This window comes from Tangfeifania diversioriginum, assembly GCF_900141875.1.
Classification (GTDB): domain Bacteria; phylum Bacteroidota; class Bacteroidia; order Bacteroidales; family Prolixibacteraceae; genus Tangfeifania; species Tangfeifania diversioriginum.
Map to the genome: position 1 here is coordinate 47,438 of NZ_FQZE01000007.1, position 20,205 is coordinate 67,642.

The following is a 20,205-nucleotide window of genomic DNA, read 5'->3' on the forward strand; positions in this document are numbered from 1 at the left end:
TTCACAGGAAACGGCGAAATGATTTTTTATTAACTGTCAAATCGCTTCTCACAACTCAACGGGTAACATAAAACAAATTAATAAGTTTTCCGTCAAGCGGCCAGAGCCGCTGGACGGATTGTTATCCCATTACCACTTTTACGTTGCAGGAGCTTTTCTTTTGGACCGGAATTTTATTTCCATTTATTTTTTTTCCGTCCACCCACAACTCTTTTATTCCTTTTGAAATATGAAATGGGTTCATCACTTTAATATTGAAAGTAGTTCCCCTGAATTTTCGCTGAATGTTGAATCCGTCCCAGTTTTTGGGAATGCAGGGATTTATAACCAGTCCGTTGTAATGGGGCTGAATTCCAAGGATATGTTGCGATACGGCAAAAAAGTTCCATGCTGCGGTTCCGGTGAGCCACGAGTTTTTGGCTTCCCCCGGTTTCCAGGCATCTTTACCGGCAATCATCTGGGCATAAACGTAAGGTTCCGTGCGGTGCAAATCGCTAATTTCTTCCAAATAAGCGGGAGATATTTTTTTGTAGTATTCAAACGCCTGTTCACCGTTTCCGGCAGCGGTTTCCCCAATCATAATCCAGGGATTGTTGTGGCAGAAAATGCCTGCGTTTTCTTTGTACCCTTCAGGATAACTGGTAATTTCCCCCTTGCTGAGATCATATTCAGAATAAGGAGGATGATTGAGCACAATACCGTATTTGCTGTCGAGGTGCTTGTTTACTGAATCGAGCGCCATTCGCGACCAGCCTTTATCTTTGCCAATTTCGGCCATGGTGCAGAATCCGTTAGATTCGATGAAAATTTTTCCTTCTTCGCATTCGTTGCTGCCAATTTTTTTCCCGAAAAAGTCGTAGGCACGCAAAAACCAGTCGCCGTCCCAGCCATGTTTTTCAATGGCCGTTTTCATTTTGTTTACTTCCTCCAAAACCTGGCGGGCTTCATTTTCTTTTTCCAGGATTTGCAGCAGTTCAGCATAATCATTTCCGTACAGGACAAACATGCCGGCAATCATCACCGACTCAGCCGCGCCACCCGATTTGTTTTCGGTAGTTTGAAACGACTCATCGGGATTGGTGGAAAAACAGTTGAGGTTGAGGCAGTCGTTCCAGTCGGCCCGCCCGATAAGCGGCAACCCGTGCGGCCCTGGGTTGTTCGCTGTATGCAAAAAAGATTGGCTCAGGTGATCGAGCAGCGGCTGTGCTTTCGATTCGTCATTTTCATAGGGGACATTTTCTTTTAGAATGGAAAAATCGCCGGTTTCTTTTATATATGAAGTTGTGGAAAGAATTAGCCAGAGCGGGTCGTCATTAAAATTGCCGCCAATATCGGCATTTCCTTTTTTGGTGAGCGGTTGATACTGGTGCCAGGCTCCGCCGTCTTCGAGTTGCGTGGCAGCCAAATCCAAAATCCGTTCGCGGGCTTTTTCGGGAATGAGGTGTACAAATCCAATCAAATCCTGGTTTGAATCGCGGAATCCCATGCCACGGCCAATTCCCGACTCAAAGTAGGAGGCCGAGCGCGACATGTTGAATGTGACCATGTTCTGGTACTGATTCCAAATGTTTACCATCCGGTCAAGTCGTTCGTCATGGCTGTTTATCTGGTAATTCGAAAGCAGTTCATTCCAGTATTCTTTTAGTTTTTGCAGTTCTGCATCCACATTTTCAGCAGTGGCAAATTGTTGTATTAACCCGCGGGCTTTTGTTTTATTGATTACTTTTTTCGATTCCCATTTCTCATTCTCCTCGTTTTCAACGTAACCAAGCAGAAAAATCAGCTCTTTTTCTTCACCGGGATTCAGTTCAATTTCCAAGTAATGCGAAGCAACCGGCGACCAGCCATGCGCTACCGAGTTATTGGGTGTTCCCTGGCTGACCACTTCCGGATCGGCAAACGCGTTGTACAACCCCACAAATGATTCACGGTCAGTATCGAAACCATCAATTTTTTTATTTACTGAATAGAACGCGAAGTGGTTTCGCCTTTCGCGGTATTCGGTTTTGTGGTAAATGGTTGAGCCGTCAACTTCCACTTCGCCGGTGTTGTAATTTCGCTGAAAGTTGGTCATATCGTCGAGGGCATTCCACAAGTTCCACTCCACATAAGAAAACAGCTTGAAACTTTTCGTTTCTGCCGAGTGGTTTTTAAGTTTTACTTTTTGAATTTCAACGGGCTTATCTAAAGGCACAAAAAAAGTAATGTCGGCAGATAACTGGTTTTTTGCTCCTGAAATCTTTGTATAACCAAGCCCGTGCCGGCACTCATAATTATCGAGTTCGGTTTTTACCGGTTTCCAGCCCGGCGACCAAATGGTTTCATTTTCTTTTATGTAAAAATACCTCCCGTTATCGTCGATGGGCACATTGTTGTAGCGGAAACGGGTAATTCGCCTGAACCGCGGGTCTTTGGAAAAACAGTACCCACCAGCTGTGTTGGAAATCAGGCTGAAAAAATCATCGTTGCCGAGGTAATTAATCCAGGGCCAGGGTGTTTTTGGGGTTGTAATGACGTATTCACGCGAATTATCGTCGAAAAAGCCGTATTGCATTTTGTTTGATTAAATATAAAGATACACAAAAGTAATTCATATTGTAATTCAAACAAAAAGAAAAGTGAATTATTTGGTAATTCCCGGCCAGTCGTCGGTTCGGAACGGATTGGCAGGTAATCCTTCATTGTTGTACAAATTCACATCATCGGGATTATCGGCCCAGCCATAGCGCACAGCCACCGGGTTTGGCACCTCATCAGCATAAACAACAAGAGTATTCTCGTTTACCAGTTCAGCTTTTGCCCAATGGAAATTTTTGTCGGCGCCGGCAATGGAAAACCCTTTGATGTAGCCGTATTTATCATTGATTTTCAGCCCTGAACCAATTTTAGAAAATTTGATGAAAGCTTTCCCGTTTCTAAATTCAACAGATTCGTACATGGGACCAGAATTCACCACATCTCTGTTGTATGCAATTTTAAAGGCATCGAGAGCCAGGCGTTTGCCCACGTCCTGTTTGTTTTTCGGGTGAATGTCATCGGCTTCACCAATATCAATAGCCAGTGCCATACCAGTGTTGGGCAAACTGAGTGTCATGGTTTGGGCTTCGCGCAGTTCGGCCCATGAACTTTCACCTGGCTGTTCCTGTGGTTGCATGTAATTGGCCAACGAAACAAAAAGAAATGGGAAATTCCCCTGCTGCCAGTGATTGCGCCAGTCGTTTATCAGTGAAGGAAAAATTCGTTGATATTGTTTAGCACGGCCGGCATTCGATTCGCCCTGGTACCAGATGGCGCCTTTTATACCGTATGGTACCAGTGGCTTGATCATGGCGTTGTACAAAAGCGTGGGGTAGGAGTTTGGGCCAACATTTACGGCACCGACTTCAGCTTTCGATATGCGGAATTTCCAATCGCCTGAAATATCTTTCTTTTCATTTCCGATGGCCAGGAACTGGTTTTCAGAATTTCCCCAAATACCGCCGTTTCCGCCAGTATCGTGCACGCGAACCACAATCATATTGTTGCCTGGTTTCAGGTATTTCTTATCGATGGAATAGATGCGTTCTTCGTCGTACATGTTTTCGGTTCTGCCAATTTCAATGCCGTTGAAAAAGGTGATGTCGGAGTCGTCTATTTTACCGAGGTGAAGTGTCAGGTTGGAGTTGGTTTGTTCTTCGTTGAGCGTAATTTTTTTGCGGTACCAGCCAATTCCGTCAATATCAACGTATCCCTGGTTTTCCCAGTACATGGGCGTTTTTATGCTCCTCCAGTTGCCGTCGTTGTAATCCAGTCCTGTCCAAACCGGTTCGCCGTCAACCACGCCTTTGTCTTCGGTTGGGACTTCGCCTCCCAGGATTTCTCTGATTTGCTCAAGTTTGGCCTGGCGGTACTGTTCCAGATTCATCTGCTGCAATTCAGTTAGCTGATTCTTAAAATCAGGATCATCGCTTATGGTGTTTCCGCTTATCCAGGTTTCGGCCACGGTTCCTCCCCACGATGAGTGAATTAACCCGACGGGCACTTCCAGCTTTTCGTGCAAATCGCGACCAAAAAAATAGGCCACAGCAGAGAAAGCACCAACAGTTTCGGGAGAGCATTCCACCCATTCGCCGTCGCTAATGTCATTCTGCGGAAACTGAGCCACAGCTTTGGGAACGGTAAAAAGCCGGATGGAAGGGAAGCTGGCTGCTGTAATCTCCTCTTCGGCGTTATTGCATTGGTCAACGCGCATTTCCATGTTCGACTGACCTGAAGCAATCCAAACTTCACCCACCATCACATTTGTAAATTCAACGGTATTTTTGCCGTTTATTGTCAGCGTATGTGGCCCTCCGTATTTCTGAACCGGCAGTTTTATTATCCAGTTTCCATCCTTATCGGCACGTGTCCTTACCGTTTCGTTGTTAAATGTTACGCGGATACGTTCATTTTTATCGGCCCAACCCCAGACGGGAATTTCAATTCCCTGCTGCAAAACCATGTTGGAGCTGAATATTTTAGGTAGCGTTACATCTGCTTTTGAAGTAAAACTGATTAGTATTCCGAAGGTTAAAAACAGTATTCCAAACCGCAATATTTTCATTTTTTGATTTTTTAATTTTGATTAAAACTATTAAAAATATTTATGAAAATGCAGGTTGTACTGAAGTTTTGCCAATGTGTTAGTCGTTATATTTTCATACACAACCGGATAAGTTAAAGTTATCTGCATTCATTTTTTTTATGTTGAACTGATTTCAGGCACTTTTCAGTTTTGGGTTTCATTCCTGCAGCAAATAATTGATTTTTACAGGAACACTTCCTCTTTCGCTCAGCCTGATAATCCAGAACACTATTTTTATCCAGATTTTCGGATTGGTTACAATTTCAGATTTAGCTGCAATAATTGAATCTCTTTCATAAATGCATTCTTCCCATTTTTCAATTGGGGTTTTCCAAAGGTTTTCAGCGAACTTCCAAGCACCATCGCGAGCCAGTTCCATACTGAAGTCAACCAGATGATTGTCCAGTTTCCCGGTTCTGGCAAGTATCTTTTTCAGAAAAGGCCAGATTGAAGAGAGGTTATTCTGAACGCGGTTTACCTGCATCGATAAAATATTGTTAATCCGGAAGAAATCGTTTTTGAGAAGCTGAATGTCAGAGTTTCGCGAGATTTCGGCAGCGGCAATTCCCAAATCGAAGTTGATGTGTGCGTGCATTCCCATCAGCAAATGCTGCAAAACCACCGGCGATTGTTTTTCAGAAAACCGAAAAGCTGCGTCCCATGACTGGCTGACGTTTTGGCCGTTTTGCCAGGCGTGCCATGCATCGATGTACCTTTTGGCAAAAACCACATCCAGCCTTTTCATCCGGGCACCATCATCAAAATAGTTATTTTCAATTCCTTGTTTTACTTCGAAAGTTACCTGCCTGTAAAGCGCAGCAAAATAACCGCATGTGTCGTTTTGAGTCACTGACTGGAAAATAATTTTATCCAACGATTCCAGTACATCGTCAATTGTGGTTATTTTTCCGACATTCATTCTACCTGTATTCAGTTATTTAAAGGCACGTCAATCAAATGTGTTTTGTCCATCGTGGTTAAAATCTGATGGTAAAACGGGTACCTTCACCAGGGCTACTTGCTATTTCAACTTTTGCATTGTTTTTATCCAGGAAATTTTTGGTTAGCATCAACCCTATTCCGGCACTGTCTTCACCAGCGGTTCCTGTTTTCCTGTGTTCCTTATTGTAAGTAAAAAGTTTTTCAACCAGGTTTTTGTCCATGCCAATTCCGGTGTCTTCTATTTCAACAGTCTGGCCGTTTTTATGCTGGTGAACTGTGAGTATGATCTGCCCCCCTTTTTGTGTATATTTTACAGCATTCGAAAGTATGTTTCTCAAACTTACTTTTATCATATTTTCATCGGCATCGACCATTACTTTATCACTGCTGTAATTTTTTACCAGTTGAATCTCCTTCATCGAAATGGAATAGTGGAAATAGTAGAGCAGATTCTCGATTTGATCGATGATATTATATTTCGATTTGACGGGTTTTAATTCAACCATATCGTTTTTCGACCAGGTTAACAGGTTATCGAGCATCTGAAAAGAATACCCTGATTTTTCGTTCAAAGTTTTGAGCAACATTTTTAATTTTTCTGAACTGTATTTGTCGAAGTTTTCGATAATAATTTTCAGTAATTCATTGATCGTACCGATTCCACCTCTCACATCGTGCGATATGAGTGAAAGAAACTGCGATTTGTTTTGATTCAACTGCGCTAACTTTTGGTTTTTCTCTTCGAGTTGCTGTCGGGTAATCAGTTGTTCGAGATCGGTTTCAATTAAAAGTTTTACCTGTTGCACCAGTTCCGTATAATTTTCATTGTAATGATTTTCTTTATTATCGAGCAGGCAAACTGTTCCAAAAACTTCGCCATCGGGCCAGTTGATTGGAAACCCAAGGTAGGAGACCATGTTGATGTCCACATCCGGATTATTTGTACTCCAGACCCCATTTTTTGTGGCATCCGGAATTAGTAATTTCTTTTGTGTACCAATTACCGTTTCACAATATAATCCGTAAGCCAGCTTGGTTTCTTCACCTTTTTTATAAGGATTCCCATCGGTCCCGCTTTTTAAAAATACTTCGATTGAATTTTCGTTTAACCGCATTATCAGGGCTGAGGGAACATCTACAATTTTGGCAACTGTATCGATCAGCGATTGCCATTTTTTCAGAACAGAGGTTTTAATTTCGGGTTTTAGCTCTGAGGTTATATTAACCTTTTTCGATTCATTTTTACTCCTGACAGTAATCTGGGAATATTTTGCTGTTTTTGCCTGTTCGTTTTCAGTCATAGTTTTGTAAAATGAATTTGTGTTGTTTATAACCAATTTTTTGGTGGTATTGTTTTGGGTTTAAGAATTTTAATCGAATTTTTTTTTGCTGCTTTTTATTTCTCAACCTAACTATTCCCGAAACAATCGTATATACACTCAGCCAAATCAGTAGTTGTATCAAAAAATTGCGAGTAAAAAAATTGTCGCTGTTAGTTATGTAATAATGGCCGTTGGTTCCCACCAGGTAATGAAAAACGGTGCCAAACGGATAGCCAATAGTGAATGCAGTAATAATAATTTCTTTTGAAACTGATTTTATATTTTTCCACACATAAAAAATTGACGTAAAACCAAGAATTCCGAAACACAATGCACATATAATCAGAAAAATGGTAAGTTGGGGCGGCGACAAAAAGTGGAAGTTTGAAGCCAATGTGGAAGACATTATCATTATCAGCGCCAGCGCCACTCCATCAATTCCGTACAACAGAATTTTTAGCATCTTTTCGCCTGCTAATTCCACAGTTTTCAAAACAACAGCCAATCCGAGTAGTGTGGCGAGTAAAACTTTCAGCGCATGTAAAAATGGTAAAACCGGGTGGTTCAGAGTCATTGTGATGATGAGTGTTCCGGCAGTTAAAACCGGGAAACTGAACAGCAATACATGTTTTAAGGCCGGAGGAGTGAAATTATTCTTTGCACGAGACAGAATGAAGCTGACAGGAAAATAAATTAGCAGCACAAAACCGCAGGCGACAAGTCCGCTCATCCAGTAACGGCTGGCGGTTACAAAACTGAATGGCGAAGTGTCGGGCACCCTTGGCGCCATGTTGTGGAAGTATAAAAAAACTTCGTATCGGTCGGCAATAACAAACCAGTAATAAAATAACGAAAGAATGATAATGCAGGGGGGAAGTGCATAAACAGCTACTTTAAACAGGTCAGGTTTAGATTTTGCCGGTTTTATTACATTCATTTCATTTTTAAGTTTTTATGAAGAACGTTTTTTTTTCGTTCTTCATATTTTAACCTAAAAAAATTGTTCTGAACATGAAATCAGTTGAAGTTTAATTGTCTTTTTGCGGTTTATTCTTCATCAGGATGAAACGAAAAAACCTCTTCGAGCGGTGTATTAAAATAGTCCGCTATCCGGAAAGCCAGTTCCAGCGACGGTGAATACTTCTCCTTTTCGATGGCTACAATGGTTTGCCGCGATACGCCCACGGCATTGGCCAGCTCCTGCTGAGTCAGCTCATTGGCATTGAAACGCAACCTGCGGATGTTATTTCTTATTTTGCTTTCGATTTTCTTTTTCGCCATATTAAACTCCTTTCCGGTAGTAATAAATTTGTGAGCCGTTATCAATAATTTCAGAAAGAAGCCCGCTGATAACAAATACAATAAACAGGGTGTAAGGAGCGAATCCAAGCGCCAGATAAATTATAGCCGCCATAAAACCAATGGAAAACGTGTAGTGAGAATTGCGGGTGGCTTTCAGCTTTATTAGTTTATCGCGTTCATCTTCTTGCGGAATATCTTCTTCCCTGGTAACAATGGCATTAATGATGTGAAAAATGATGTAAATAATGATACGCGCCACAACCGACACGCCGGCATAAATGAGAAAAATGATTCCCCATTGCTGGAAATCGTCGGTTAAATCAATCCGGCCATCCAAATGTCTTTGGTAAACTGCCCATGCAAAAATGGCTGTAATTAGCAATCCGCTGAAAATGTTGATGATGTTTTCTTTTTCTCTGTATGACATAGCTTTAATTTTTAAATGTAGAAATTGTTTTACTTCATGTTAATAATATACGTCACAAAGATAAGTATTTTTTACTAAATGTAAAGTATTTTTTACAAATATTTTTTTGAATTTGAATATATTTAGAAAAATATGTTTTCGGGGCTATAAAAAAACGGGAAGCAAACTAAGCTGCTTCCCGTTAAATTGGTATTGTGATTATCGTTTATTAAACGTTGTAAGTAGATGACGCAGTGTCGCCGCCGCGGCCGGTCCAGTTGGTGTGGAAGAACTCACCGCGTGGTTTGTCCACTCGTTCGTAAGTATGCGCTCCAAAGTAGTCGCGCTGAGCCTGCAGCAGGTTAGCCGGCAAACGCTCGGTGCGGAATCCGTCGAAATAGGTGAGGGCAGCGGTGAGAGCGGGCACCGGCATTCCGTTGGTGAGTGCGGTGGCACAAACTCGGCGCCAACCATCCTGGGCTGATTCCACTTTTTCTTTGAAGAACGGATCAAGCAGCAGGTTGGGCAGTTCGGGATTTTTCTCGAAAGCTTCTTTAATGTCTTTCAGAAAGATGGAACGGATAATGCAGCCTCCGCGCCACATAAGCGCGATGCCGCCGTAATTCAAATTCCAGTTGTATTCCTTCGCTGCTTCCATCATCAGGTTGTAACCTTGCGCATACGATATAATTTTTGATCCATAAAGTGCCATTTTCAGGTCGTCGAGGAATTGCTCTTTGTCGCCATTAAATTTTGGAGTCGGGCCGTTGATCACTTTTGACGCTTCCACACGCAGTTTTTTTTGTGCTGACAGACAACGTGCAAAAACCGATTCGCCAATTAATGTGAGCGGAATTCCCAGGTCGAGTGCCGAAATGCCGGTCCATTTTCCGGTTCCTTTCTGGCCTGCGGTGTCCAGTATGAAGTCAACAGTTTCCTCTCCGTTTTCATCTTTGTAACCCAGAATATCGCGGGTGATTTCAATAAGGTAGCTGTCGAGTTCCTCTCCGTTCCATTTTTTGAATACCTCGTGCATTTCCGGGTTGCTCATGCCCAGCAGGTTTTTCATCAGGTGGTAGGCTTCGGTAATAATCTGCATGTCGCCGTATTCGATTCCGTTGTGTACCATTTTTACAAAGTGACCGGCACCGTTTTCACCCACCCAGTCGCAACAAGGCTGGCCGTCTTCCACTTTGGCCGCAATACTCTGGAAAATATCCTTTACGTGCGGCCATGCATCCGGCGAACCACCCGGCATCATCGATGGGCCTTTCAGGGCACCTTCTTCGCCTCCGGAAACGCCTGTTCCAATGTAAAGAAAACCTTTGCTCTCCACATATTTGGTGCGGCGCATGGTGTCGGGGAAATGCGAGTTTCCGCCGTCGATGATAATATCTCCCTCTTCGAGGTACGGCATCACTTTTTCGATGAAATCGTCAACCGGCTGGCCGGCTTTCACCAGAAGCATCACTTTGCGCGGGCGCTCGAGCGAAGCCACCAGTTCCTCAATGGAATGCGCGCCGATGAAGTTTTTCCCGGCTCCCCGGCCTTCAATAAATTTGTCCACTTTTTTCACTGTCCGGTTATAAACAGCAACTGTATAACCTTTACTCTCCATGTTTAACACCAGGTTTTCGCCCATTACGGCCAACCCGATTAATCCAATGTCAGCTAATTTTTTCATATTCTTTATTTTTAATTGATGTTATTTTTTTGAACCACAATAGGCACATAAGGTCACATAAGAATCTACTGTGTCCTGTGTGCCTATTGTGGTTTTATTTCAAATCCTAAATTTTTTATCTTTTTCAACGTTTCTTCTTCCACATTTTTTGTTTCAACTGTGTGTGCATCAAATTCTCTTCGCACCGGGTAATCGCCGCGGAGTTGTTCAAACTGATGGGGCGCTTCACGCAGTGCTTCGTCATCGTTTTCAATGTCGTAGGTTGAAAGCACCGCTTCTGCCAACACAGAATATTCACGCCGCTGGTTGCCGTCGATTTCAATAATTGGTTTTGCAGGAGGTTCAATATTTGTTGGTTCCCAGTTGTCAATTCCCAAATTAAAAAAACGGCTGATTGCCTGCACGCTCATTTTGGTGCCGTTGGCTTTTCCGTCTTTTGAATAACCGGCAATGTGGGGGGTGCCAAATTCTGAGATATTCAATAAATCCAGGTCAATGTCCGGCTCATTCTCCCAGCAATCGAGGATGAATTCAGAAATGTCGCCGGCTTCATAAGCGTTGTATAGCGCTTCGGAATCAAAAATTTCTCCACGACAGGAATTGATGAGCAATGGCTTTTTTTTCAGATTCTGAAGAAAAGGTTCATCTGCCATGTGGTAGGTAGTGTCTTGTCCGGTCATATTGAGTGGCACATGAAAGGTGATAATATCCGCTTCTTCCTGGATTTTTTTAAGGGAAACAAAATTTTCCGGGCCTTCCACTCTTTCGCGTGGCGGGTCGTTCAGGAGAACTTTCATTCCGATGGTTTTGCAAAAATGTGCCACTCTTGAGCCTACATGGCCCACTCCAATAATCCCGATGGTTTTAGCTGTCAGGTCGGTACGTTTTCTCATCGACCACGAAAAGAGGGCAGATGCAATGTATTGGTTGACACTTTCGGCGTTACAGCCGGGCGCGTTGGTCCATTCAATTCCGGCCTGTTTGCAGTATTCTGTGTCGATGTGATCGAAGCCAATTGTTGCCGTGGCAATAAATTTTACTTTGGAACCTTCAAGCAGTTCCCGGTTGCATTTGGTCCGGGTGCGGGTAATCAGGGCATCGGCATCTTTTACTACTTCAGGTGTTGTTTTGCTTCCGGGCAAATAAACTACTTCGGCAAATGGCTCAAATGCTCCGCGGATGTATGGTATTTTATCGTCGATTACTATTTTCATCTCATTATAATTTTAATTGTGTGAATAACATTATCATGGCTTGTTTTATGGTATAATATTTTGAACCACATAAGGCACATTAGGTCACAATAATTAAATTTTGAAAAAGATATTCTTTCTTAAAATTATCAAATTAATATCCTTTAGGTAATTCCCTGAATTTTTCTGTTACAAAAGTTTTTTGACCTTCTCGCCAAATATTTGTACAATAAAAGTTTACAAGCAATCCTTTGGGTTTATCAAGCAGCTTTAGATAAGTTAACAGTTGCGCTTCGTGAATCGGCAAAATAGTTTCCACTGTTTTTAATTCTACAATAATTAAATTATTAACAAGCAAATCAAGCTTGAGATCAGCATTCAATTTAAGTCCCCGGAAATTTATAGGAACAATTTGCTGTTGGCTTACTTCAAAACCGTTTTGTTTTAAAAGATGGGCCAGACATTTTTCGTAAATACTTTCCAGAAGTCCAGGGCCAAGTTCCTTGTGAACTTCTATAGCAAACCCGGTAATCTTATAAGTTAATTCGTTTATGTACTTCTGTGTTATCATCTTTAAATCAAAATCTTCTGTGCCCTAATGTGCCTGTTGTGGTTTGTAATCTTTATAATAATTCTTCACCATTTTATCCATTACTTTTGCAGTTCGTGCAGCAGACTCACCAGTGCTCACACATTTTTCTTCACCTCGTAACTCATTAATCACCTGCTGAACGAGGTTCTGCTGAATATGCTCCGGGTTTTCAAATCCCATTTCGGTGATTCCTTCCGGCCTCATAATCTGTACTTTTCCGTGGGTGAAACAGGGAATGATGATTTTTCCTTTGTCGCCAATGATTTCGATTTCATCTTTTTCGGCCGATTTATCTGTAACAAAGCACCAGGTTCCGCTGCCGGTAACTCCCGATTCGTGTTCCCAGGTACCAATAACAGTGTCCTCTGCCTGGTACAAACCAGCCCTGTTTGCTGCCAGTCCTGTAACATTTTTTATCGGCCCGAAAACAAAATCAAGGTAATCCAGTTCGTGGGACCCCAAATCGAAAAAGTAACCGCCACCGCTTATTTCAGGACGAACATGCCAGTCGGTTGGTGGTTGGTTGCTGTCCGTTTTGCGCGGAGCTTTATGCAAAGTAACATGTACTGAGAGCGGCTTTCCAATTGCGCCGGTTTCAACCAGCTCTTTCACTTTCAAAAACGCGGGTAAACTTCTCCGGTAATACGCCACCCAAAGCGGCATTCCGGTTTCTTCAGCAGCTTTCAGCATTTTCTGGCATTCGGCATAATTCCGCGCCATGGGTTTCTCCACGTAAACAGGTTTGCCGGCACGCATTGCTTCGATGGCATAACTTGCGTGTGAATCGGGTGGGGTAGCCACATAAACGGCATCAACCTCCGGGTCGTTAATGAGTTCTGATGCATCGGAATACCATTTGGGAACGTTATGTCGGCGGGCGTAATCGGCTGCTTTTTCGGCGTTGCGACGCATTACTGCCACCAATTCAGAGTTTTGGCTTTTGTAGAATGCCGGCCCGCTTTTTTTTTCGGTTACGTTTCCAATACCGATTATGCCCCATTTAATTTTCATCAAAGCGTTATTTTTTGAACCACATAGACACATCGCTCATATAGTTTCTATTGTGCCCTATGTGTCTATGTGGTTATTGTTAATACTCAAACCTGTCTTTATATGCCCACAACCCGATTGCCGGATTCGAAATATAAAAAATTTCCTCGCCATCGGGCATTACATTGAATCCGTCTTTTAATTTTTCCGGATTGTATTTATTTGTCATTTCCTCAATATCGGCGTATTTATAGCCAGCATTTTCAATCTCCTTCCGGGTAAGGTTTTCCGGTCGGTTACCCGGACAATAAGTTATGCTGAAACGACCTTCAGATGAACCATGAATAAGATGCGCTGCGGCTCCCAGGTTGCCCCGTAAATCTTCATTTTCTTCTACCATTTTCATTGTATGTGGAGTTCCGTGGTAGCCGTATTCCCGAATGAGCCGATCGATTTCTTTGTCTTCGCCAAATTCCACCAACGCAGGTGCCAGCACTATCAGTTCGCCTTCATCAGCCAGTGCCATGCGGGTGCGGTAAATACTTTTGTTGCCCAGCCAGGTGCTTTTAAACTCGGTAGGGTCGAGCCAGACAATCACTTTTTTCAGCGGTTTTTCAACCATTTCAAAGTTCACCTCCAGCGAGAGTTTGGCTGCTTTATCGAACACGCTGTAATCGTCGCCAATAAAGAGACCGTATGTTTGTAGTTTTCCATTTTCATTCAGTCCCACAACGGTTTGCACATAAACAACTGGCAGGTGCGATGCAACTTTCTCGGAGGCATAGTTGAAAATGCGTCGGACAGGCGTGTCGGCACGTCCCATCATTTTTTCCATGCCATAAGCCGCGCCAATAAAGTGGCTTTTGTTGATTCCTTCGGATCCGCCGGTTCCCACAAAAATATTTTTGTTGTAGTTAGCCATTCCCACCACTTCGTGCGGCACCACCTGCCCGATGGAAAGAATGAGGTCGAACCCGCCTTCTTCCAAAAGTTTGTTTACCTGGACGGGCCATTCATAATCCACGGCTCCTTCTGAAACTTCACTTACATATTCCGAAGGAACGGTTCCCAGTGTAATTACGTCGTTTCGCCAGTCGTGCACGCGGAACAGGTTTTTAGGTGTGTCTCCAAACATGTGGCTGATTTGCACCTCGGTCATGGGGGAGTGTGTGCCCAGCGCCGGCAGGATATCGGTGAGTTTTTTGCCGTAGTATTGCCAGGCAAACTCGGTGAGTTCCCCAGACCGCGATGGCAGCCGGGTATAATCCGGGGGCACAGCCAGCACTTTGTTTTTAGCACCCATTTTTTCGAGCGCTTCAAACAACCCCTGTTTCAGATCTTTTGCTGTGAGATTTGTTTCTGTCGATCCGTTTTCGTAGTATATCATTTTTTAAATTATTTCTATTGTGCCCATTGTGCCTATGTGGTATTAAAAAGCAAACCACATAGGCACATAGAGCACATAAGTTATCTTTTCACTCTTGCATTTCCCGACCAGATGCTCCACACCATGTCTTCGTCGGCGGGTTGGGCGTAGTCGGTGAGGAAAGTGGCCGCCATAGCGCCGGTAGCCCAGCCAAACTGCGGCCATTTTTCGGGGTCCCAGCCTTTTAAAATACCGTAGAGGAGGCCACCTACAAATCCGTCGCCACCGCCAATGCGGTCGAGTACGTTTATGCGGCGTGGTTCAATTACCTGCCAGTTGTTTTCTCCTTCGAGCATAATGGCACCCCACATGTGTTCATTTACACTCACCACTTCGCGCAGGGTGGTAGCAAATACCGAAGCATTGGGAAATGTTTCTTTCACCCTTTTGATGAGGCCTTTAAATCCGTCGATTTTAGCACCGATTCCTTCACCACCGGCGGGTGGGCCTTCAATGCCAAAACAGAGCTGGAAATCCTCTTCGTTGCCGATTAAGATGTCTGAAACTTTGGCGATTTCAGTGAAGTTTTTTCGCAGTTCCACATCACGGTCTTTCCAGAAGGATGCCCTAAAGTTTAGGTCGAATGAAATGCGTGTGCCATGTTTTTTTGCAGCTCGTGCAATTTCGAGGCAGAATTTGCTGGTTTCTTCAGAAAGAGCTGCAATCAGCCCTGACATGTGTACAACCTGCACGCCTTCTTCTCCAAAAATCCGTTCGAGATCAAAATCTTTTGCATTCAATGTGCGGCCCACTTCACCGGCGCGATCGTTAAATACGCGCGGGCCACGGGAGCCAAAACCACTGTCGGCAATATTGATTTGGTGCCGGTACCCCCAGGGAGAACCTTGTTCAACCTCCGGACCTTCGTAGTCCATGTGGCGTGCTTTCAGGTTGCTTTGTATAAACTTTGCAATGGGACTGCCCTTTACAAAAGTTGTAAGCACTTTCACGGGCAGGCCGAGGTACGATGAAATACTGGCTACATTTGTTTCGGCGCTGGTTGCATACAGCGTAAATTTATCGCTCGCATGAACCGGTTGTCCATTGTCGGGTATAATTCGTGTCCCCATACTCGTAGGCACCAACATCGCATATTTGCAGTTTTTTTTCAATTCAATATTCATACTATCTGTTTTTTTGTTCAATTTTTTCCGGTAACGCAAACGGAAAATATTTAAAATAGAGCCGGCAATGAAATACCGGCTTAAATTATTTAAGCTCCTCTTGTTGGATGAGGTTTAATGCTTGTCAGTTCTTCAATTTTTACCGGTCGTTTTTCGTTGATGGATTTGCGTGCAGCCACACCAATGAGGCACGACATGGCACCGTCGCGTGTGCCGGCCGAGTGTTTGTATGGATCGGCCATATCCGGATCGCGGAAAATTTTATCCTGCAGGCGTGAGTCGCCGCCACCATGGCCACCGCGAGCCGCTTCCACTTTTATCATTTCAAAGTCGCGGTCGAAGTTATGCATTTTGAAAATCTCGTCGTAGCGTACTTCGCCCGGGGCATTTTGGTTCATCTCGGCGGCATGGAGTTCGGCCTGGTTGATTTTTTCCTGTTGCCGCCACGGAATGTCTTCCCACGACTCAATCCGGCCATCGCGGCCGTTAAAGGCAATGCGCCAGCCTTCGTAAGGTGAATAGGTTGTGAGCGAATAATTTACCACTACATTATTGGCATATTTGATTTGTGCAGACATTTTATCGAAAATATCGATGTCCTCGCGCCACAGGCAGTTGTCGCGAATGTAGCCGTCGTATTTTTCATTTTTCACGTACAAATTCATCGAATGCTGATCCTTTGTAATGTCCCAGTAATAGTCACATTTGTCGGTGTAGGCACAATTCCGGCAGTTGACTCCCCTGAATTTATTGTTTATTCCATAGTGCTCAAGGTCGCCATAGGCAGTCACTTCCACAGGGTCGGAATCGATAAACCAGTTCAGCAAATCGAAATGGTGCGTTGCTTTATGTACGAGCAGTGTTCCGCCTTTATCGCGCTCGCCATGCCAGCGCCTGAAATAGGATGCACCGTGGTAAGTGTTCAGGTACCAGTGAAAATCGACAGACGTAATTTCGCCCACGGGTTTTTTAGCCAGCTGTTCTTTTATTGCTGTAAATAAGGTTCCGTAGCGGTAATTAAACCCAACGGTGCATTTTTGGCCTGTGCGTTTTTCGGCATCCAGAATGGCCTGGCTTTTATCTTCGTCAGTGGTCATGGGTTTTTCAGTGAGTACATCGGCTCCCATTTCCATGGCTTTTATGATGAATTTGTGGTGTGTTGCATCCACGGTGGTAACGATTACCATTTCAGGTTTTGTCTCATTCATCATTTTTTCGAAATCAGTGAACACCGGGCAATCCACATTCATGTAATCCAGCGCAAACTGAAGCCGTCCGGGATTGATGTCGCACAACCCAACAAATTCAACAATGTCGCTGTAATTTTCGACCACGCGTTTTCCCCAGAACCCGGTTCCGCGGATTCCGGTTCCCACGAGTGCCAGCCGTTTTTTTCGCTGGGCGGATACTGCAGCCCCCACCGGACTTGAAAGCACTGTTGCCCCGGCTGCTACACCGGCGCTTGTTGTTAAAAAATTTCTTCGTTTCATTATATTTAGTTTAAAGTTTCGAGTTCCAAGTTCCAAGTTCCAGGTTTCAGGTTTTGTATGCCTAAATTATACTGGCCGTTTCTGAATTCCCCCTCCTTTGGAGGGGTTAGGGGAGGCTTATTACACTCCTCCGTAAGCATTGTAACCGCCATCAACAGGAAGCACAACTCCGGTAATAAAATTCGAAATATCTGAAATCAGGAACAGTGTTGCTCCCTGCAAATCTTCGGGTTCTCCAAATTTTCCCATAGGTGTGTTGTCCACAATTTTTTGTCCTCGGGGGGAGAAATTTCCCGTTTTTTCGTCCATAACCAGAAAGCGGTTCTGATTAGTAATGAAAAAGCCGGGCGCAATGGCATTTACCCGAATTCCCACTTTGGCGAGGTGTACTGCCAACCATTCAGTAAAATTGTTAACGGAAGCTTTGGCGGCGGAATAGGCCGGAATCTTTGTGAGCGGTCGGTAGGAGTTCATAGATGAAATATTCAGAACTACTCCTTTTTTATGCGAAAGCATGTCTTTGGTGAAAACCATTGTTGGAAGCAGTGTGCCTTTAAAGTTGAGGGCAAACACCTTGTCGAAGCCTTCCATTTCCAGCCCGTAAAAAGTATCTTCGAGGTTGTCAATATCTTCCTCTTTCATTTGCTCCACTTTTGTGGTGGCCTGCGGGCTGTTTCCTCCGGCACCGTTTATCAGGATGTCAATGTCGCCCAGCTTGGCATTGATAATGGTTTTAGCCTGCTCAAGCGATTCTTTGTCTAAAACATTGGCGGCAACCCCAATTACCTCTGCGTTTGATTCAGCAGCAATTTCTTCTGCTACTTCATCGGCAATTTCTTTATTGATATCGGCAATGGCTATTTTCATTCCTGTTGATGCCATGGCTCTGACCATAGTGCTTCCGAGCACACCGGCACCACCGGTTATAACACAAACTTTTCCCCGAAGGTCTTCAAATGACAGTGTTTCTAACATACTTCTTTATTTAAATTCTTTGTAATAATCAACATTCTCTTTGGTTACGATATCGATGGAGGTATAGTTTTCTTTGGGCACCACTCTTTTCTGGACCACATGCCTGAACAGTTTATTAATGGCGCTGTATCCCTGTTCTTCGGGGCGCTGACAAATAAGAAACTGAACAATATCTTTTTTCAGGCAGGTAATGTTTTCTTTCAGCAAGTCGTGGCCAATAACTCTCAGCCTGTGTGCAGATTTGTATTTTTCGATTAAGTGCCCTACATTGAAAACTTTGGAGTTGGTTACAAAAATACCTTTGATGTTTTTGTTATCAATCATTTTTACAACCGGTTCCATCCATTTTTCATCCAAAGTATCGGGCACTTCAATGGTGAAGAGTTGATGATTGTCGTAACTGTTTTTTGAGTACCAGTCGTAAAAACCTTTTTCGCGCTGTACCAAATGGTTTTGGTTATCCATTTCTTTGGCAAAATGAATGATGAGGATATTTCCTGAGGGGAGCATCAAATCGAGTAGTTTACCCGAAACCAAACCGCTTTGGTAAGAATTTTGGCCGATGTAGCCGAGTTGATCGGCATTCTTAATTTCTGAGTCGATGAAAACAAATGGAATGTTTTGTTTTTTTAGTTCTCCTATAAATCGCAGGGATTCTTTTTTGAAAAACGGAGCTAAAATGACTCCGTCGGGTTTCAACTCCAGTATTTTTTCAGCAGTTTTTACAAAACTTTGCGGGTTGTTTTGCTGAAAAGTAAATTGTACCAGCTCCACGCTGTATTGCTGAAGTTCTGAAATACGTTTTTTTACGCCAATTACAGGTTTGTTCCAATACCCGTCAGAAGAAGGGGGTTGCGGAAACAGCGTGGCAAAAACGGCTGATTTTTTCGAAGCCAGTGTGCTGGCCAGAATATTGGGCTGATAGTTCAGCTCATTTATTATTTTCAGTATTTTCTTTTTGGTTGATTCAGCTACTTCACCACGGTTGTGCAACACCCTGTCAACTGTCCCTATCGACACTTTTGCTTTTTCAGCAATGTCTTTAATCCGTATTTGTTTATTGTTTTTTATAATTAGTTAATTTTTAAAGTGTTAATAAAAATGTTATTGTATAGGTGTTACAAAATTAATGAAATTTTTTTGTTTTCGTGTTCGTACACGGAAAACATTCAATATGCTATACAACAATTTATGCGGCTTTGGGGGGTGATTAAATTTTCAATTTTGAAAAAGCAGAGGCATTTTACAATGTGTCGGGTTTTGTTTCGAGTAGCTGCGGATTTTTAACCATGTGTTTGATAAACCTGAAAAGCCTGCCGCCATGCGAGCCGTCAACTACGCGGTGGTCGAGCGTGGCTGATAATGTAAACACTTTGCGGGGAAGTATTTCATCGTTAATAACCATGGGTTTTTTGTACACTTTCCCCACAATCAAAACAATTGAAACATTTGACGAGGGCAGGAGGGCAGCATATCCTGTATCGAGCCCAAGGCTGCCAATATTTGAAACGACATACGACCCAAAGCTGTCGGAAGAAAGATTTACACCGGGCAGCGACAGTCCCCAGTCGATGGTTACTATTTTATAGAGGTTGAATAACCATGTGCGAAATGGCCATGGAATTGATGAAAGCATATGTTTTGACTGCATGGCTTTGTTTTCGTCGCCCTGGCGCGACTGCTTTATTTTTTTAGCCATGAGATCGGACAATTCTTTAATGGTAACCTGGTCGGCATTTTCAATTTTAACCGAGCCCATTTCCCCGTTTTTCAGTAGCACGCTTACCATCCCGTCAACCTGGCTGCGTTTAACAACTTTTCCTCTTTTTATGTAGGCGTTGAGTTCCGGAACTTCCTGGAGGAATGCCCTGCCAATTATCAGTGTCATTATGTGGGTCAGGGTAGTTTTAATTCCCTCTTTACGCTTTTGGGCAATAAAATTTTCCAGTTCGGTGACATCGATTTCAACTGATCCGTATATTTTTGAATCCCTTGGTTTTTGGTAAATTGAAGAGGCTACCCGGCGCCAGTTTGTGTTGAAATTTTCAGAAGTTCCAGTCATTGTAAGTATATAAATTTGGGCAAAATTAGTTTTTATTGAACCAAAAAAGAATTTTTAGCCCGGATTATCCCTAAATAATCCCTGTCTCAGACAG

General features: G+C 43.3%; 17 protein-coding genes. All 17 read right to left on the reverse strand.

The features are described from left to right. Positions 1–121: 121 nt before the first annotated feature. Positions 122–2,554 carry a glycoside hydrolase family 94 protein gene (locus BUC07_RS06095; RefSeq protein WP_073167229.1) on the reverse strand — a complete coding sequence of 811 codons (2,433 nt, stop codon included), beginning with the start codon at positions 2,552–2,554 and terminating at the stop codon, positions 122–124. Between the two features lie 69 nt (positions 2,555–2,623). Further along, entirely contained in the window at positions 2,624–4,582 is a 1,959-nt protein-coding gene (locus BUC07_RS06100; RefSeq protein ID WP_073167233.1) for a sialate O-acetylesterase, read from the reverse strand. Between the two features lie 178 nt (positions 4,583–4,760). Next, a complete protein-coding gene (locus BUC07_RS06105) occupies positions 4,761–5,522 on the reverse strand; it encodes a DUF5995 family protein (RefSeq protein WP_073167236.1) in 762 nt (253 codons plus the stop codon). 58 nt (positions 5,523–5,580) lie between these two features. Further along, positions 5,581–6,846: a GAF domain-containing sensor histidine kinase gene (locus BUC07_RS06110; protein WP_073167239.1), complete on the reverse strand. Its 1,266-nt coding sequence runs from the start codon at positions 6,844–6,846 to the stop codon at positions 5,581–5,583. Further along, positions 6,839–7,804: a hypothetical protein gene (locus tag BUC07_RS06115; RefSeq protein WP_073167243.1), complete on the reverse strand. Its 966-nt coding sequence runs from the start codon at positions 7,802–7,804 to the stop codon at positions 6,839–6,841. Before BUC07_RS06115 ends, BUC07_RS06110 begins: the two co-directional genes overlap by 8 nt. Before the next feature lie 110 nt (positions 7,805–7,914). Next, positions 7,915–8,148 (reverse strand): helix-turn-helix transcriptional regulator, encoded by a 234-nt coding sequence (locus BUC07_RS06120; protein WP_073167247.1) that lies wholly within the window; start codon positions 8,146–8,148, stop codon positions 7,915–7,917. A gap of 1 nt (position 8,149) precedes the next feature. Beyond that, the gene (locus tag BUC07_RS06125; protein WP_073167250.1) at positions 8,150–8,596 is read right to left on the reverse strand and encodes a hypothetical protein; all 447 of its coding nucleotides are present in this window, start codon (positions 8,594–8,596) and stop codon (positions 8,150–8,152) included. Positions 8,597–8,804: 208 nt separating this feature from the next. Beyond that, a complete protein-coding gene (gene gnd / locus BUC07_RS06130) occupies positions 8,805–10,259 on the reverse strand; it encodes a decarboxylating NADP(+)-dependent phosphogluconate dehydrogenase (protein ID WP_073167252.1) in 1,455 nt (484 codons plus the stop codon). Between the two features lie 83 nt (positions 10,260–10,342). Further along, a complete protein-coding gene (gene pdxB, locus BUC07_RS06135; protein ID WP_073167255.1) occupies positions 10,343–11,473 on the reverse strand; it encodes a 4-phosphoerythronate dehydrogenase PdxB in 1,131 nt (376 codons plus the stop codon). A 133-nt stretch (positions 11,474–11,606) separates the two neighbouring features. Beyond that, positions 11,607–12,023: a GxxExxY protein gene (locus BUC07_RS06140; RefSeq protein ID WP_073167258.1), complete on the reverse strand. Its 417-nt coding sequence runs from the start codon at positions 12,021–12,023 to the stop codon at positions 11,607–11,609. Positions 12,024–12,047: 24 nt separating this feature from the next. Next, positions 12,048–13,055: a Gfo/Idh/MocA family protein gene (locus BUC07_RS06145; protein WP_073167261.1), complete on the reverse strand. Its 1,008-nt coding sequence runs from the start codon at positions 13,053–13,055 to the stop codon at positions 12,048–12,050. A 79-nt stretch (positions 13,056–13,134) separates the two neighbouring features. Beyond that, entirely contained in the window at positions 13,135–14,421 is a 1,287-nt protein-coding gene (locus tag BUC07_RS06150; protein WP_073167264.1) for a nickel-dependent putative hexonate epimerase, read from the reverse strand. An 80-nt stretch (positions 14,422–14,501) separates the two neighbouring features. Next, positions 14,502–15,584 carry a PfkB family carbohydrate kinase gene (locus BUC07_RS06155; protein WP_073167533.1) on the reverse strand — a complete coding sequence of 361 codons (1,083 nt, stop codon included), beginning with the start codon at positions 15,582–15,584 and terminating at the stop codon, positions 14,502–14,504. Between the two features lie 89 nt (positions 15,585–15,673). Next, positions 15,674–17,074, reverse strand: a complete 1,401-nt coding sequence (locus BUC07_RS06160; RefSeq protein ID WP_073167268.1) for a Gfo/Idh/MocA family oxidoreductase — start codon at positions 17,072–17,074, stop codon at positions 15,674–15,676. 120 nt (positions 17,075–17,194) lie between these two features. Further along, a complete protein-coding gene (locus tag BUC07_RS06165) occupies positions 17,195–18,049 on the reverse strand; it encodes an SDR family oxidoreductase (RefSeq protein ID WP_073167270.1) in 855 nt (284 codons plus the stop codon). Between the two features lie 6 nt (positions 18,050–18,055). Beyond that, positions 18,056–19,123 carry a substrate-binding domain-containing protein gene (locus tag BUC07_RS06170; protein WP_317039645.1) on the reverse strand — a complete coding sequence of 356 codons (1,068 nt, stop codon included), beginning with the start codon at positions 19,121–19,123 and terminating at the stop codon, positions 18,056–18,058. A 169-nt stretch (positions 19,124–19,292) separates the two neighbouring features. Continuing rightward, complete coding sequence (locus tag BUC07_RS06175; RefSeq protein ID WP_073167276.1) at positions 19,293–20,111, reverse strand: 2-oxo acid dehydrogenase subunit E2; 819 nt, start codon at positions 20,109–20,111, stop codon at positions 19,293–19,295. Positions 20,112–20,205: the final 94 nt, after the last annotated feature.

Excerpts from the sequence above, each read along its gene's own strand:
- BUC07_RS06150 (WP_073167264.1), bottom strand. The coding sequence starts at position 14,421 with ATGATATACTACGAAAACGGATCGACAGAAACAAATCTCACAGCAAAA.
- BUC07_RS06110 (WP_073167239.1), bottom strand. The coding sequence starts at position 6,846 with ATGACTGAAAACGAACAGGCAAAAACAGCAAAATATTCCCAGATTACT.
- BUC07_RS06175 (WP_073167276.1), bottom strand. The coding sequence starts at position 20,111 with ATGACTGGAACTTCTGAAAATTTCAACACAAACTGGCGCCGGGTAGCC.
- BUC07_RS06155 (WP_073167533.1), bottom strand. The coding sequence starts at position 15,584 with ATGAATATTGAATTGAAAAAAAACTGCAAATATGCGATGTTGGTGCCT.
- BUC07_RS06125 (WP_073167250.1), bottom strand. The coding sequence starts at position 8,596 with ATGTCATACAGAGAAAAAGAAAACATCATCAACATTTTCAGCGGATTG.
- BUC07_RS06115 (WP_073167243.1), bottom strand. The coding sequence starts at position 7,804 with ATGAATGTAATAAAACCGGCAAAATCTAAACCTGACCTGTTTAAAGTA.
- BUC07_RS06145 (WP_073167261.1), bottom strand. The coding sequence starts at position 13,055 with ATGAAAATTAAATGGGGCATAATCGGTATTGGAAACGTAACCGAAAAA.
- BUC07_RS06105 (WP_073167236.1), bottom strand. The coding sequence starts at position 5,522 with ATGAATGTCGGAAAAATAACCACAATTGACGATGTACTGGAATCGTTG.
- BUC07_RS06165 (WP_073167270.1), bottom strand. The coding sequence starts at position 18,049 with ATGTTAGAAACACTGTCATTTGAAGACCTTCGGGGAAAAGTTTGTGTT.
- BUC07_RS06140 (WP_073167258.1), bottom strand. The coding sequence starts at position 12,023 with ATGATAACACAGAAGTACATAAACGAATTAACTTATAAGATTACCGGG.
- pdxB (WP_073167255.1), bottom strand. The coding sequence starts at position 11,473 with ATGAAAATAGTAATCGACGATAAAATACCATACATCCGCGGAGCATTT.
- BUC07_RS06095 (WP_073167229.1), bottom strand. The coding sequence starts at position 2,554 with ATGCAATACGGCTTTTTCGACGATAATTCGCGTGAATACGTCATTACA.
- BUC07_RS06100 (WP_073167233.1), bottom strand. The coding sequence starts at position 4,582 with ATGAAAATATTGCGGTTTGGAATACTGTTTTTAACCTTCGGAATACTA.
- BUC07_RS06160 (WP_073167268.1), bottom strand. The coding sequence starts at position 17,074 with ATGAAACGAAGAAATTTTTTAACAACAAGCGCCGGTGTAGCAGCCGGG.
- gnd (WP_073167252.1), bottom strand. The coding sequence starts at position 10,259 with ATGAAAAAATTAGCTGACATTGGATTAATCGGGTTGGCCGTAATGGGC.
- BUC07_RS06120 (WP_073167247.1), bottom strand. The coding sequence starts at position 8,148 with ATGGCGAAAAAGAAAATCGAAAGCAAAATAAGAAATAACATCCGCAGG.